The sequence below is a fragment of the Streptomyces sp. NRRL F-5755 genome, assembly GCF_001279365.1.
Classification (GTDB): Bacteria; Actinomycetota; Actinomycetes; order Streptomycetales; family Streptomycetaceae; genus Streptomyces; species Streptomyces rimosus.
This window is the reverse complement of the sequence record NZ_LGCW01000273.1, coordinates 1-13198: the sequence shown is the minus strand read 5'-3', so window position 1 is coordinate 13198 and position 13198 is coordinate 1. Positions and strand designations below refer to the sequence as shown.

Sequence of the window (13198 nt, the reverse complement as noted above, 5' to 3'; positions counted from 1 at the left end):
GCCTCCCCCGCTCAGCCGCGGTAGTCGGTGTTGTGGCCCAGCGGGGACTCCAGCGCCCGCCGCCAGTCGAAGAGCGTGGCGTCCCGCGCGTCCCGGAACCGGCTCTCCAGGTACATCCAGCCCGCCGCGCCGGAATTCCCGCCGTGTTTCGGGTGGACGAACGCGCCGGTCATCGCATGCCGGCGCAGAAGCAGCAGGAAGTACCGGGGACTTCCGTAGCGGGAGTAGTCCCAGCCGTCCACCTTCTCGGTTTCCATCTGCCGGTAGAGATCCGCGAACATTTCCGGGGGCGCGGTCGCCGGATCGAGCCCGCCGAAGCGGGACCGCAGGATTTCGCCGATGATTTTGAGGCAGGTGTGGTAATCGTCGGCGTTGTGCTGTTCCTGGCGGGCGATCAGTTTGTCGATGTAGTTGACCGTGCCCACCTCGTCGTTCAGCTGATAGGCCAGCGGGAATTCCTCGTCCCGGCCCGCCCGGTCCAGCGACTCGTACACCCCGCGGATGAACCGCCGGTTCTCGTCGAGCCGGAAGGGCAGCAGATGGCGCACCAGCCGGCCCAGCAGATCGCGCTCGGCACGGCCGAGCGACAGCGGCACGGTGCAGGCGTCGGTGAAGAAGCGGGACCACGGCTCGCCGTTGTCCAGGACGGCGCGCTGCGGGTTGACCGGGTCGAGCACATACGCCCCGTCCACCGCGAACTTGTACGTGTGCACCTGCCCCTTGGGCACCCGCACGGTGACGGCCCAGAAGCCGGTCGGCTCGCCCGCGAAGACCAGCGGACGCAAGGGGACCGGCGAGTGCAGCGGTCCGAACGTGCCCAGTACGGCCACCGAGGAAGGCGCGGTGCGGCGGCCGTCGTAGACGAAGGTGACGTCGTTGTACGGATACGAGGCGGCTGCCGACGCCCCGTCCCAGTGCGCGTCCACGACCGGGAAGCGCCACGCCTCGCAGATCGCCGCGCGGTCGTCGCCGGGCGGGTACTGCCCGAAATCATGGCGCGCGTCCCGGCTCTCCCTGGCGAGGTATTTGGTGCAGTGATTCAGTACGTACTGATCGTCCTTCTCGATGACCTCGGTCTTCACCGCGCACCCCCGGGAACGTCGTGCGGCGCCAGTGCCATTGAACGTATTGCGCGCGCCGGGGGTTGTCCACGCCGAGGACGGACGCCGTATCGTGCCCCTTATGCGTGCCGCTTGGTACGAGAAAAGGGGACCGGCGCGAAAGGTGTTCCGGGTGGGGGAACTGCCCACTCCCGAGCCGGGCCCCGGTGAACTGCGCATCCGGCTGGCGTTCTCCGGGATCAATCCGGGGGACGTGAAGAAACGGCAGATCCGGCCGGCCGCCGCCCCGCCCGGATTCCCCCTGATCGTGCCGCACAGCGACGGCGCGGGGGTGGTGGACGCGGTCGGTGACGGGGTGTCCGCCGCCTGGGTGGGCCGCCGCGCCTGGTGCTCGTACGCGCAGAGCTACCGGCCGCAGGGCACCGCCGCCCAGTACACCGTCGTCCCCGAGGGCTGCGTCGGCGCCCTGCCCGACAGCGTGTCCGCCGAGCAGGGCGCCTGCCTGGGCATCCCCGGCATCACCGCGCACCGCGCGCTGTTCGCGGACGGCCCGGTGACCGGACGGACGGTGGTGGTGGCGGGCGCGCTCGGCAGCGTCGGCCGCGCGGCGGCCGTCCTGGCACGCCGGGCCGGTGCCCTGGTGGTCGGCACGGTCACACGCCCGGACCAGCTCGACGAGTTGCGGGAGCTGGGGGTGGACCGGGCGGCGTGCCGGGGCACCCCGGAAGCGGCGGGTACGGAAGCGGGACCGGCGGGCACCGGCCGGGACCGTGCGGATACCGGTTCGGAGTGGGAGGACACCGGCCCGCTGTGGTGGGACACCGGATCGGACCGGGCCCAGGACGGCGCGGACGTCCTCGACGCCGTACTGGCCCTGACCGGCGGCCGCGGCGCCGACCGCATCGTCGAGGTCGCCTTCGACGCCGACGCCGGCCTCGACGCGCGGCTGCTCGCACCCGGCGGCACCATCGCCGCCTACGCGACCGGCGCACCCGCCCCCGCGCTGCCCTTCTGGCCGCTGGCCTTCAAGAACGCGACCGTACGGCTGCTGGGCTACGACGACTTCCCCCGCGAGGCGGTGCGCCTGGCCGTACCGGACATCACGGCGGCGGCCGCCGCGTCCGCGCTGCGCTACCCGATAGCGGCCGTCCACCCGCTCGACGCCATCGCCGCCGCCCACGAAGCCGTCGAGCACCCGAGCACACCGGGCCGCGTGCTGCTCGCGCTGCCCGACTGAACGGCCCCGTACCCGCCGTCCGGGCGGTGACCGGTACCGCGCGGGTGGGCCGGACGGCGTACATACCCGCGCGGAATGCGGGCACCCGGGCCGATCAGGGCAGGACCCCGAGGTGAGAGGAGACGCAGATGGTGGCGGAGAGCCGTAACGGGCGACGGCCGCGTGTGGTGATCGTGGGGGCGGGCTTCGCCGGGTACGAGTGCGCCCGCACGCTCGCCAAGAAGGCCCGCGGCGCCGCTGAGATCGTGCTGGTCAACCCCAACGACTACTTCCTCTATCTGCCGCTGCTGCCCGAGGTCTCGGCCGGGATCCTGGAGCCGCGCCGGGTGTCGGTGTCGCTGACCGGCACGCTGCCCGGCGTCCGGCTGGTCCTCGGCCAGGTCGGCGGCGTGGACCTCGCGGGCCGCCGCGTCGAGTACACCGACCCGGAGGGCCGCACCGGCTCGCTCGGCTACGACCGCCTCGTGCTGACCGTCGGCAGCGTCAACAAGCTGCTGCCCATCCCGGGCGTCGCCGAGCACGCGCACGGCTTCCGCGGCATGCCGGAGGCGCTGTACCTGCGCGACCACATGACCCGCCAGATCGAGCTGGCGGGCGCCGCCGAGGACCCCGCCGAACGGGCCGCCCGCATGACCTTCGTCGTGGTCGGCGCGGGCTACACCGGCACCGAGGTCGCCGCGCACGGCGTGACCTTCACCCGGTCGCTGGCGCGCCACAACGCCGGGCTGCGCGGCGAGCCGCAGCCCCGCTGGATCCTGCTGGACCTCGCCGACCGGGTGCTCCCGGAGCTGGACGAACGGCTGTCGCGCACCGCGCACCGGGTGCTCACCAAGCGGGGCGTCGAGATCCGTACCAAGACCTCCGTCAAGGAGGCCACCTCCGACGGGGTGCTGCTGGACGACGGCACGTCGGTCGACACCCGCTCGCTGATCTGGTGCGTCGGCGTACGGCCCGACCCGCTGGTGGAGTCGCTGGGCCTGCCCACCGAACGCGGCCGGCTGTGCGTGGACGAGTTCCTCGCCGTGCCCGGCCACCCCGAGGTGCTCGCCTGCGGTGACGCCGCCGCCGTACCGGACCTGACCCGGCCGGGCCAGACGACGCCGATGACCGCCCAGCACGCACAGCGCCAGGGCAAGGTCGCGGCCCACAACGTCGCCGCCTCCTACGGGCAGGGCGAGCCCCGCGCCTACAAGCACCACGACCTGGGCTTCATGGTCGACCTCGGCGGGGTGCAGGCCGCCGCCAACCCGCTGCACGTCCCGCTGTCCGGGCCGGTGGCCAACGTGGTGACCCGCGGCTACCACCTGATGGCGATGCCCGGCAACCGCGTCCGGGTCGCCGCCGACTGGCTGCTGGACGCGGCGCTGCCGCGCCAGGGCGTCCAGCTCGGCCTGGTGCGCTCCTGGTCCGTGCCGCTGGACACGGCGGCGCCCGAACTGGCCCGGATACCGGCGGACGGACGCGCGGGGGAGCGCACGACGGCGCACGACACGCCCGAAGAACCCCGAAAAGCGGAAGGAAGCTGATGACCAAGCAGAACGACCCGGGTGCGGACACCGCCCGGTACGAGCGGCTGCGCGAGCTGGGGCAACAACTGCGCGTCGACTCCGTGCGCGCCGCCGACGCGGCCGGCTCCGGCCACCCGACCTCCTCGATGTCCGCGGCCGACCTGGCCGCGGTGCTGCTGAGCGAGCATCTGCGCTACGACTTCGCCGACCCCGAGAACCCCGGCAACGACCACCTCATCTTCTCCAAGGGGCACGCCTCGCCCCTGGTGTACTCGATGGGCAAGGCGGCCGGGGCGCTCACCGACGAGCAGCTGCTGACCTTCCGCAAGAACGGCAGCCTGCTGGAGGGGCACCCCACCCCGCGCATCCCGTGGGTGGACGTGGCCACCGGCTCGCTCGGCCAGGGCCTGCCCATCGGCGTCGGCCTCGCGCTGGCCGGCCGCGACCTGGACCGCGTCCCGTACCGCGTATGGGTGCTGTGCGGCGACAGCGAGATGGCCGAGGGCTCGATGTGGGAGGCGTTCGAGCACGCCGGGTACGAGAAGCTGGCCAACCTCACCGCGATCATCGACGTGAACCGGCTCGGCCAGCGCGGACCCACCCGGCACGGCTGGGACCTGGACGCCTACGCGCGCCGTATCCGGGCCTTCGACTGGCACACCGTCGAGGTGGACGGCCACGACGTGGAGGCCGTGGACCGCGCGTACGCCGAGGCGGTGGCCACCACCGACAAGCCCACCGCGATCATCGCGAAGACGCGCAAGGGCCAGGGCGTGCGCGAGGTGGCCGACCTGGAAGGCAAGCACGGCAAGCCGCTGAAGGACGCGGCCGAGGCGATCGAGGAGCTGGGCGGCGCCCGCGGTCTGCACGTGGACGTCCACCCGCCGCGGGACGCGGCGTCGCGGCTGCGGTCCGGTGGCGGCGAGCCCGAGCTGCCGGACTACAAGGTCGGCGACGCGGTCGCCACCCGCAACGCCTTCGGCGAGGCGCTCGCCGCGCTCGGCGCCGTCCGCGGCGACGTGGTCGCGCTGGACGGCGAGGTCGGCGACTCCACCCGCGCCGCCTTCTTCGCCGACGCGCACGGCGACCGGTACTTCGAGTGCTACATCGCCGAGCAGCAGATGGTGGCCGCCGCGGTCGGCATGCAGGTACGCGGCTGGGTGCCGTACGCCACCACCTTCGCCGCCTTCCTCAGCCGCGCCTACGACTTCGTGCGGATGGCCGCCGTCAGCCGGGCCGACCTCAACCTCGTCGGGTCGCACGCGGGCGTCGCCATCGGCGAGGACGGGCCGTCGCAGATGGGCCTGGAGGACCTGGCCGCGTTCCGCGCGGTGCACGGCAGCACCGTGCTGTACCCGTGCGACGCCAACCAGACGGCCCGGCTGACCGCCGCCATGGCCGGCGAGCGCGGCATCCGCTATCTGCGCACGTCCCGGGGCGAGAGCCCGGTCATCTACGGGCCGGGGGAGGACTTCCCGATCGGCGGCAGCAAGACGCTGCGCGCGACACCCGAGGACCGGGTCACCATCGTGGCCGCGGGCATCACCGTCCACGAGGCGCTGGCCGCCGCCGACACCCTGGCCGGCGAGGGCGTGTCCGCCCGCGTCATCGACCTGTACTCCCTCAAGCCGGTGGACCTGCCCACGCTGCGGGAGGCCGCCGAGGTCACCGGGCGGATCATCACCGTCGAGGACCACCACCCCGAGGGCGGCCTCGGCGACGCGGTGCTGGACGCCTTCACCGACGGCCACCCGGTGCCGCGCCTGGCCCGGCTCGCGGTGCGCACCATGCCCGGCTCCGCGTCGCCGGAGGAGCAGCTGCGGGCGGCCGGGATCGACGCGCAGGCGATCGCGGCGACGGCCCGGGGGATGCTCACGGAAACGCCGTAAGCACGCGGACGTACGGATCTGCCGGTGGCCCCGGACCCCACGACGGTCCCGGGGCCACCGGCCGTTCACCCGGCCTTGCGGATCTCCTCCGCGCCCTTCTTGTCGAGCGCCGCGCGCACCAGGGCCGCCGCGAGCACGGCGGGGTCCGTCTTCCCGGCGGCCTTGAGCAGCGCGTCGGGGGAGGACGGCAGGCCGACGCGTTCGGCGCCCTGCATGGCCTTGGGGTCCAGGTGCGGCGCGAGGTCCGTCCAGACGGCCTGGGCCTCCCGCAGGAAGATGTCCGTCCCGGCGGGCCCGAGGCCGGGGACCTCGCGCAGCAGCGAGCGCAGCCGGCCGGTGTCGCCGTCCGCCGCGTCCCGCATCCGGCGCAGGTCGCCGCCGTACTTGTCGAGCAACAGCTCGGCGCCGTAGCCGAGTTGGGTCGCGGTGCGTTCGTCGTAGCGGCGGTATCCGCCCTCGCCGAGGGCGTCCACCCGTTGCTGCCAGGTGGCGTCCTTCATGCGCCGCGCGGTCCGCATCCCGGCCTTGGACAGCGCACGGCTCGCGGCCACCGCGATGTTGGCCTGGATGCGGGCGCTGAGCAGGCACGAGAGCACCAGCAGCTGGTACAGCGGCTGCGGTGTGTCCTTGATCCGGATGCCGGCCTCGTCGGCGTAGGTCCGGCCGTAGGTGTCCAGAAGGGCCTTGACCCGGGCGCGGTCGCTGCTGCTCATGACCGGCCCCCGGGCGTCGTGTCGTCGAGTGGTGTATCCACGGTGTCCACGATGCCGTACATATCCCCCACATCCTGGTTTGCTGGCTCGGCACGGCGATTCCCGGCCCGCGTACCCACCCGGTGGACGGACCATCCGTCAACTCCCGTACGCTGCTGCCTCGACCGGAGGGGCTGGTGATTCCGGAGCCACCAGGGGCAGCCGGGAGGCCAGCGGAACGAAAGCGGGGGCACATGAGCAGCAGAACACGGTGCGCGGGAACGGCCGCGGTCGCGGCGGCGGTGGTCGTGGCGCTGGCGGGCCCGGCCGGCGCGGCGCAGCCCGCCGGATCGTACGGCGCGACCACGTCCGTCGGCGTCCACAACGCCTACGAGAAGGCCAAGTACCCGTATCTCGCGGACGCGTTGGACTCCGGCGCGAGCCTGATCGAACTGGATGTGTGGAGCAACGCGCTGGGCAAGTCCTGGCGGGTCTCGCACAGCAACCCGTTCGGCAACAACAGCAACTGCGTGAACGCCGCCACCGCGGGCGAGCTGCGCACGAAGAAGCGCGACCAGGACCTCGGCGGCTGCCTCGCCGACATGAAGGCGTGGCACGACGCCAACCCCGGCCACCGGCCGGTCACGGTCAAGGTCGAGATGAAGGACGGCTTCAACGACAAGGGCGGCCGGGGCCCGGCGGCCTTCGACGCGCTGGTCCGCTCCCGGCTCGGCGACGCGGTGTACGGGCCCGGCGATCTGGCCGCCGGCCACCGCGACCTCGACGAGGCCGTACAGGCGAACGGCTGGCCCACCCGCTCCGCGCTGAACGGCAAGTTCCTCTTCGAGCTGATACCCGGCACGGTCGAGGAGGGCAACCCGCTCGACAAGCTGTGGACCGACCGCGAGTACGCCACCCACCTGAAGAACCTCGCCGCCCAGGGCAAGCTGAACCAGGCCACCGCCTTCCCCGCGGTGCACGGCGCGGCGGCGGGCGACCCGCGCACCCGCTACACCGAGACCGCGCTGCGCCCCTGGTTCGTGGTCTTCGACGGCGACGCCGCCACGTACCTGAAGAACGGCATCGACACCGCCTGGTACGACAAGCGGCACTACCTGCTGATCATGACCGACGCGCACAAGGTGACCCCGGTCATCGACGGCACCAAGCCCACCGAGACCGAGGCGCTGGCCCGCGTCAACCAGCTCGCCGCCGCCCACGGCAGCATCGTGACCGCCGACTGGTACCCGCTGCCGAAGGTCCTCAAGACCGTGGTGCCGCGCGGGAAGTAGGCGTACGCCTCAGGCGCCGTCCGTCGTGGCGCGCCGGTACAGGGCGGCGATGTCCGGGCCGAACCAGCTGCTGTACGACGTCTCGTCGTCGCCGCCCTCGTCCAGGCCGCCGATCACCCCGGTCACCGTGCCCAGGCCGGTGACCGGGTCGACGGCGGTGAGCATCGGGCCGCCGCTGGTGCCGTTGGGGAAACCGGCACAGTCGAAGCGCAGCTGGCCGGGAACGGCGGTGGCGGTGTTCCGGCAGCTCACCGGCGTCTCACGGTCGTCGGGATAGCCGACGGTCCGCGTCGGCAGGCCGCCGGGCGGCGAGAAGCGGATCCGCTCGGCGCCGGTCAGATCCTCGACGCGCTGCCCGGCGGGGCCGGAGCCGCGCGGGCGGCGCACCCGCAGGAACGCCACATCGTGGTCCTCGTCGCGCCCGTCGGCCCAGCGCGGATCGACGACGATGCGGGACGGCACCCACACGCCGTACGGCACGACCCCGTCGTGATAGCCCGGCGCGAAGACCAGGTTCGTACGGAAACCGCCGTCGTAGACGCAGTGCGCCGCCGTGACGACCAGGTCACGCGTCGCGGAGTGCACCACGCTCGCGGTGCAGTGGTGGTCGGCGTCGCCGTCGTCGCCGGGGGAGAAGAGCGGGCCGATCGGGGCGGACACCGCCGTCGGGGCAGCCTCAAGGGGCCGGGAGACGGCCGGTTCGGCCGGCTTCCCGCGTACGGCCGTGTCCTGGCCCGCCGTCGTACGGGCGGCGGCGCGCGGCGGTGCGGGGCGCTCGGTGTACGGGCCGGACAGCAGCGCATCGGCCGCCGCGTCCCCGTCGGCGGCCTGCTCGGCGTACGAGCCCGTGAGAGGATCGCCGGACGCCAGATACCCGCCGTGCGCGAAGGCCCGTACGGCCAGGACCGTGCCGGCGCAGGTCAGGCCGAGCGCGGCGCAGAGGGCCAGGGCGGTGGCGCGGCGGGTGTGGGGTGCGGTCGGGGCCGGTGGCCCTGTGGCGCCGTCACGCTCGGTCGTACTCACCAGCAGATCATACGGTTCCGGGGCGGGGCTTCTTCCGGGAGCCGGGGCCGGGGCCGGGGCCGGAGCCCTTCTCCCGGCACCGCCCTCCCACGGTTCAGGCGCCCAGCGCCCCCATCAGCATCGGCCATGACGCCACCAGCTCGCGCTCCCAGTAGGGCCAGCTGTGCCCGCCCTTCGAGGCGCACACGGTCGCCGGGATGCCCAGCTGCGCCAGCTTGGCGCGCACCTGCTGGTTCATGCCGTACACGGCACGTTCGACGGGGTCCTGCGTGCCGTGTACGGGCGGGTCGGTGCAGCGGGCGGGCGACGGGGCGGGCGGGGTGCCGCCGCTGCCCCAGGACCAGCCGGGCCCGCCGTCGGTCGTCCCGTCGCCGTACGACAGATACAGCGGGGTCCCGCGCAGCGACGCCGCCTGCTCCAGCGGGCTGTTGCGCTTCCACAGCCATTGCTGCCGCAGATCGGCCGGGTCATCGGTGTCGAACGGGTAGCCCGGCTCGCCCCAGACGCGCTTCCAGTCGGCGAGGCAGGCCAGCGCGCCCAGCTTGACGCCGTCCGGGCCGGACAGGCCGCCGTCGGTGGACCGGTACAGAGGGTTGACGGCGCCGCTGTACGAGGCGGCCGCGCGGAACATTCCGGGGCGCGCCGCGGTGAACTTCAGCGCGCCCAGCCCGCCCATCGACAGTCCCGCGACGGCGCGTGCCGTGCCCGCGCGGTAGTCGCGCTCCAGCAGCGGCCGCACCTCGTCCAGCAAGTACGTCTCCCAGGCCGGGGAGCCCCAGGCGCCGTAGTTGTACCAGTCGCTGTAACTGCTGCACCCACTGGTCTCCGGCATGACCACGAGCACGTCGCGGTCGGCGGCCAGCTGCTCGACGTGGGTGTTGGCCGTCCAGTCCCGGTGATTGCCGCCACCGCCGTGCAGCAGCCACAGCACCGGCCACGTACGGGAAGCGCTCTTCGACCAGCCCTTCGGCAGCAGCAGCCGGACCCACTTGACCGGCGCGTCGGTCTCGGGCGACGAGATCCCGAGGTCGAGCATGCGGTCGCCGACCGGCACCTCCGCGACGACGCGCGCCGGATTACGGGTCCGTTCGTGGGCCGGACCGCCTGCCGCGTGCGCGGACACGCCCGTGGCCGGGACGCTGAGCAGCGGCAGCAACAGGGCGAGCACCAGGCCCGCCCAGCTCGCGCGGCGCGGCCGGGGAACGCGGGGGAGCCGTCGCAGCTGCATGATCACCCTCCCGTGTTGTGCCGGATCAGCGTCTCGGCCAGGCCGTGTTTGTTGGGGAAGTCCATCGGGACGATGCCCAGCCCCGTCCAGCCGCGCGCCTCGCCACCGTCCAGCAAGCTCTTCACCTCCGGGTTGAGCCGGTCCGCGTTGGAGCGCGGCGGCAGCAGGGCCGCGGTGCTCACATAGTTCACGAACAGCTTGCCGGGCTCCCTGACGGCCTTGCGGAACTGCCCCTCGACCAGCGGGTATTTACGCAGCGGCTCGGCCATGTAGTCGTCCTGGATGTCGAAGACCCGCGGGTCGGCGTAGCGCACACCCGGCAGCCCGTCCGAGTCGGCGAGCAGCACGACCTTGCCGCGGGCCTGCCCGAGCGAGGGCAGCGTGCCGTCCAGCCGGAACAGCGGGCGCCAGCCCTTGCCGTCCAGGTAGATGTCGAAGATCCGCCGGAACTCCGCCGCGCTCTCCTCGGAATACTCCTGCTTGACCCGCATCAGCACGGTCTCCGACGGATGCGCCTGGAGGAACGCCCGGCACGCCACCAGCACGTCGCCGAACATCAGGTTCTGGTAGAACGCGCCGTGGTGGATGGCGAAGACCGAGTCGATGGCCCGGCAGCGTACGTCCAGAAAGCGGATACCGCTGTCCAACTGCTCGGCGATGGTGGTGTTCTGGCAGGCCACCCAGGGACCGCCGTGGCGCGCCCCGGAGTCATGGGTGCCCGGGATGGAGAGCCGCTGTATCGGTGTGCTGTCCGGGAGGGCCGACATCCAGTCCTGTACGGGGACGGAAGCGGCGGACCGGGGGCGTGCCGCGGTACGTCCGGCGGGCATGGCTGTCGCGGCGGCCTGCCCGCTCCCGGCCCCCACCAGCACCCCCGCGGCCGACACCGCTGCCGCGCCCTTCAGAAACCCCCGCCGGTCCATGCGCCCACCCGGTCCTCTCCGCCGCTTCGCCGTCCTCGCGCGAACAGATGATCGCAGCATCGAAGCACAGGACGGACACGGTGAACAGGGTGATGGAGGGTATGCGGCGCCAACTTACGTGCTGAACAAGGGCGTTACGCGGCTCAGTCGTCCGGCGGCCGCTCGCGGGGCGGCGGTGTGAGACCGGGCCAGCGGCCGAGCATCCGGGCGCGCATCGCCCCGGCGAGACGGCTCAGGCCGCCCAGATCGTCGCGGTCCGCGGTGAGCCGGGCGACGACACCGAGCCGGTACGCGAGCCGCTGCCGCGCCGTGACCGTGCCCCACTCCCAGTCCTCGTCGGGCAGCCGGGCGAGATGGTCGGTGCCCCCGCGGTGGGCGCGCTGCACCAGCGCGTCGCCCCTGATCAGCCAGCCCGCGCACGCGTCGACCAGGTCGCCGGGCGGCGTGCTGCCGGTCGCCGCCTCCCACTCCCTCCCGTACGCGGCCTCCGCCTCGCGCAGCAGCGGCTCGGGCGTGGCCGTGACGCACCAGCAGGTCGGGAAGCCGACGCGCAGATAGGCGAGTTCGGTGAGGCCGTTGCCCAGGCAGGACTGCTCGAAGTCGATGAACCGGATGCCGTCCGGCGCGTGCAGGTCGTTTCCGGGGCATGGGTCGCCGTGCAGCAGGGCCCGGCCAGGGGCGGAGCCGAGCCGGTGCAGCAGGGCCGCCAGCTCGGCATCCGCCTCGTCCGGGACTGGAACCGCGAGGCGATCGGCGAGGGCGAGAAAGGAGTCGATGTCCGCGGGGGCCGGGCCCGGCCAGGCGGGCAGCGGCGGTGGCGTTCCGTCGGCCGGTACGGAAGCGGTGGCCGCGTGCAGCCGCGCGAGCGCCGCCGCGTACCCGACCACCCAGTCCGGCGCGGGCCGCCGGTGGTCCACCTGCTCCAGCACCAGGACGCGCGCGGCCGGATCCGTGCCGAGCAGACGCGGTACGACGGGCGGCGTCACCCGCGAGGCCAGCCGCAGCGCGGCGACCTCACGGGTGTACCGCTCGTCCGCGTCCGCGCCGTCAACGGCCTGCTTGACCACCGCGGGCGTGCCGCGCAGCTCGACCCGCCACACACGGGAGCGCGGACTGCTGCTCAGCCGCACCGCGTTGCGGGCCGGGCCGAGGCGGTCCCGCAGAACGTCCGTGAACGGCAGGTCCGGCGACCTGCCCGCGTGGTGCGGCTCCGACGACATGCGCGCATGGTCGCACGGGGAGTTCCCGGACGTCGCGGCAATTACCTCCCGTACGCCGGTGCTTCTACAGCCACGGCTGTCTCACAACCGCGGGAAGAGATCCGTGAAGGGATCCGCGGACGCCGAGATGCCGCGGCTGAACGGTGCGTCGAAGTCCCAGACCAGGAAGAGCAGGAAGGCGATCAGCGCGCTGAAGAGGGCGGCCATCAGCAGCTCGCGGCCCGACCGGCGGATCTGGAGCGTGAAGATCAGCCCGATGGTGATCGCGGCACCGGTGATCAGCCCGAACCAGACCACCGGCGGCAGCGTCGGCTCGATGCTGTCCGCCCGGGTGTTACGGGCGCTGTCGGCCGCCGCGACCTGGTCGAGCAGCGGCTGGTAGGACTGGCTCTCGTAGTCGTCGCGCGGCCGGTAGTCGGTCACGGAGGCGCGCACCTTGTCCAGCAGCTCGCCGCCCCGGTCGGTGACCTGCCCCTGCTCGGCCATGGCCGGCCACTCCTTGTGGACGACATAGGAGACATAGGCGTCCACGTCCGCGCGGATGTGCTCCCGCGCGCTCTCCGGGTAGACCCGTACCCGCTCGCTGACCTCGTGCAGGGCCTGCGCCTCGGCCCGTACGGAGTCCTCGGCCGCGCCCCTGGCCTCCCAGACCCCGGCGATGGCCAGGCCCAGCACGATCGCGTACACCACCCCCACCATCATCACCATGTACTCGATGACGTCGGGCGTCTCGGACGGGTCGTCGTCCTCGCCGATCCGGCGCTGCCTGAGGACCGTGATGGTCAGCACGACCGCGCAGACCGCGGCCATCGCGATGGTCAGTACCAGCCATTCCGACATGAAGGTGGCCTCCTACGAGGAACGGCGCCCGGCGGAACCGGACGAGCTGGACGAACGGGGGCGCAGCACGGCGGCCGCCAGCACCGCGGGCGCGGTGAGCAGCAGCATGGTCGTGACGACCGAACGGCTGTTGTGCTTCTTGTGGGCGGACGGGACGTACTTGCGGGGCAGTGCCACCGACGGCGTCGTGGACGGGGTGGGGCGCGGTGACGTGGGCCGGGTGGCCGGTGGCGGCGCGGGAGCCGCGGATTTGCTGGGCGTGGGGCGGGGTGGTGGGTGTGTCGG

The 13198-nt window shown here is 73.2% G+C and carries 12 protein-coding genes; 5 read left to right on the top strand and 7 right to left on the bottom strand.

What is annotated here, in order from left to right; all coding sequences use genetic code 11:
* Positions 1 to 11: 11 nt before the first annotated feature.
* Positions 12 to 1082 (bottom strand): gluconate 2-dehydrogenase subunit 3 family protein, encoded by a 1071-nt coding sequence (locus tag ADK86_RS25600; RefSeq protein ID WP_053698702.1) that lies wholly within the window; start codon positions 1080 to 1082, stop codon positions 12 to 14.
* A 151-nt stretch (positions 1083 to 1233) separates the two neighbouring features.
* On the opposite strand from ADK86_RS25600, the gene ADK86_RS25595 reads away from it, so the two are divergent.
* The 3 genes from ADK86_RS25595 to ADK86_RS25585 all read left to right on the top strand — a co-directional run bounded on the left by ADK86_RS25595 (position 1234) and on the right by ADK86_RS25585 (position 5695).
* Positions 1234 to 2298: an alcohol dehydrogenase catalytic domain-containing protein gene (locus tag ADK86_RS25595; RefSeq protein ID WP_063789088.1), complete on the top strand. Its 1065-nt coding sequence runs from the start codon at positions 1234 to 1236 to the stop codon at positions 2296 to 2298.
* Positions 2299 to 2426: 128 nt separating this feature from the next.
* Positions 2427 to 3824, top strand: coding sequence for an NAD(P)/FAD-dependent oxidoreductase (locus tag ADK86_RS25590; RefSeq protein ID WP_053698700.1), 1398 nt, complete (start codon positions 2427 to 2429; stop codon positions 3822 to 3824).
* Positions 3824 to 5695, top strand: a complete 1872-nt coding sequence (locus ADK86_RS25585; RefSeq protein ID WP_053698699.1) for a transketolase — start codon at positions 3824 to 3826, stop codon at positions 5693 to 5695. The genes ADK86_RS25590 and ADK86_RS25585 overlap by 1 nt, the downstream gene beginning before the upstream one ends.
* 65 nt (positions 5696 to 5760) lie before the next feature.
* Here the strand turns inward: ADK86_RS25585 and ADK86_RS25580 are convergent, their stop codons facing one another.
* The gene (locus ADK86_RS25580) at positions 5761 to 6408 is read right to left on the bottom strand and encodes a hypothetical protein (protein ID WP_053698698.1); all 648 of its coding nucleotides are present in this window, start codon (positions 6406 to 6408) and stop codon (positions 5761 to 5763) included.
* A 233-nt stretch (positions 6409 to 6641) separates the two neighbouring features.
* Here ADK86_RS25580 and ADK86_RS25575 point away from each other — a divergent pair, with 233 nt between their 5' ends.
* Positions 6642 to 7679, top strand: a complete 1038-nt coding sequence (locus ADK86_RS25575) for a phosphatidylinositol-specific phospholipase C domain-containing protein (protein ID WP_053698697.1) — start codon at positions 6642 to 6644, stop codon at positions 7677 to 7679.
* Between the two features lie 9 nt (positions 7680 to 7688).
* On the opposite strand, the gene ADK86_RS25570 is transcribed toward ADK86_RS25575, so the two are convergent.
* From ADK86_RS25570 to ADK86_RS25550, 5 genes are all read right to left on the bottom strand, one after another.
* The gene (locus ADK86_RS25570; protein ID WP_324611417.1) at positions 7689 to 8702 is read right to left on the bottom strand and encodes a trypsin-like serine peptidase; all 1014 of its coding nucleotides are present in this window, start codon (positions 8700 to 8702) and stop codon (positions 7689 to 7691) included.
* 94 nt (positions 8703 to 8796) lie between these two features.
* Entirely contained in the window at positions 8797 to 9930 is a 1134-nt protein-coding gene (locus ADK86_RS25565) for an alpha/beta hydrolase (RefSeq protein WP_053698695.1), read from the bottom strand.
* 2 nt (positions 9931 to 9932) lie between these two features.
* Entirely contained in the window at positions 9933 to 10853 is a 921-nt protein-coding gene (locus ADK86_RS25560; protein ID WP_053698694.1) for a phosphatidylinositol-specific phospholipase C, read from the bottom strand.
* Between the two features lie 143 nt (positions 10854 to 10996).
* Positions 10997 to 12073 (bottom strand): phosphotransferase family protein, encoded by a 1077-nt coding sequence (locus ADK86_RS25555; protein WP_053698693.1) that lies wholly within the window; start codon positions 12071 to 12073, stop codon positions 10997 to 10999.
* Between the two features lie 81 nt (positions 12074 to 12154).
* Positions 12155 to 12913 carry a DUF4239 domain-containing protein gene (locus tag ADK86_RS25550; protein WP_053698692.1) on the bottom strand — a complete coding sequence of 253 codons (759 nt, stop codon included), beginning with the start codon at positions 12911 to 12913 and terminating at the stop codon, positions 12155 to 12157.
* On the opposite strand from ADK86_RS25550, the gene ADK86_RS44760 reads away from it, so the two are divergent.
* Positions 12912 to 13198 (top strand): hypothetical protein (locus ADK86_RS44760; RefSeq protein WP_234346030.1); only part of this gene is annotated, 287 nt, incomplete at its 3' end. The two genes, ADK86_RS25550 and ADK86_RS44760, sit on opposite strands and share 2 nt — an antisense overlap.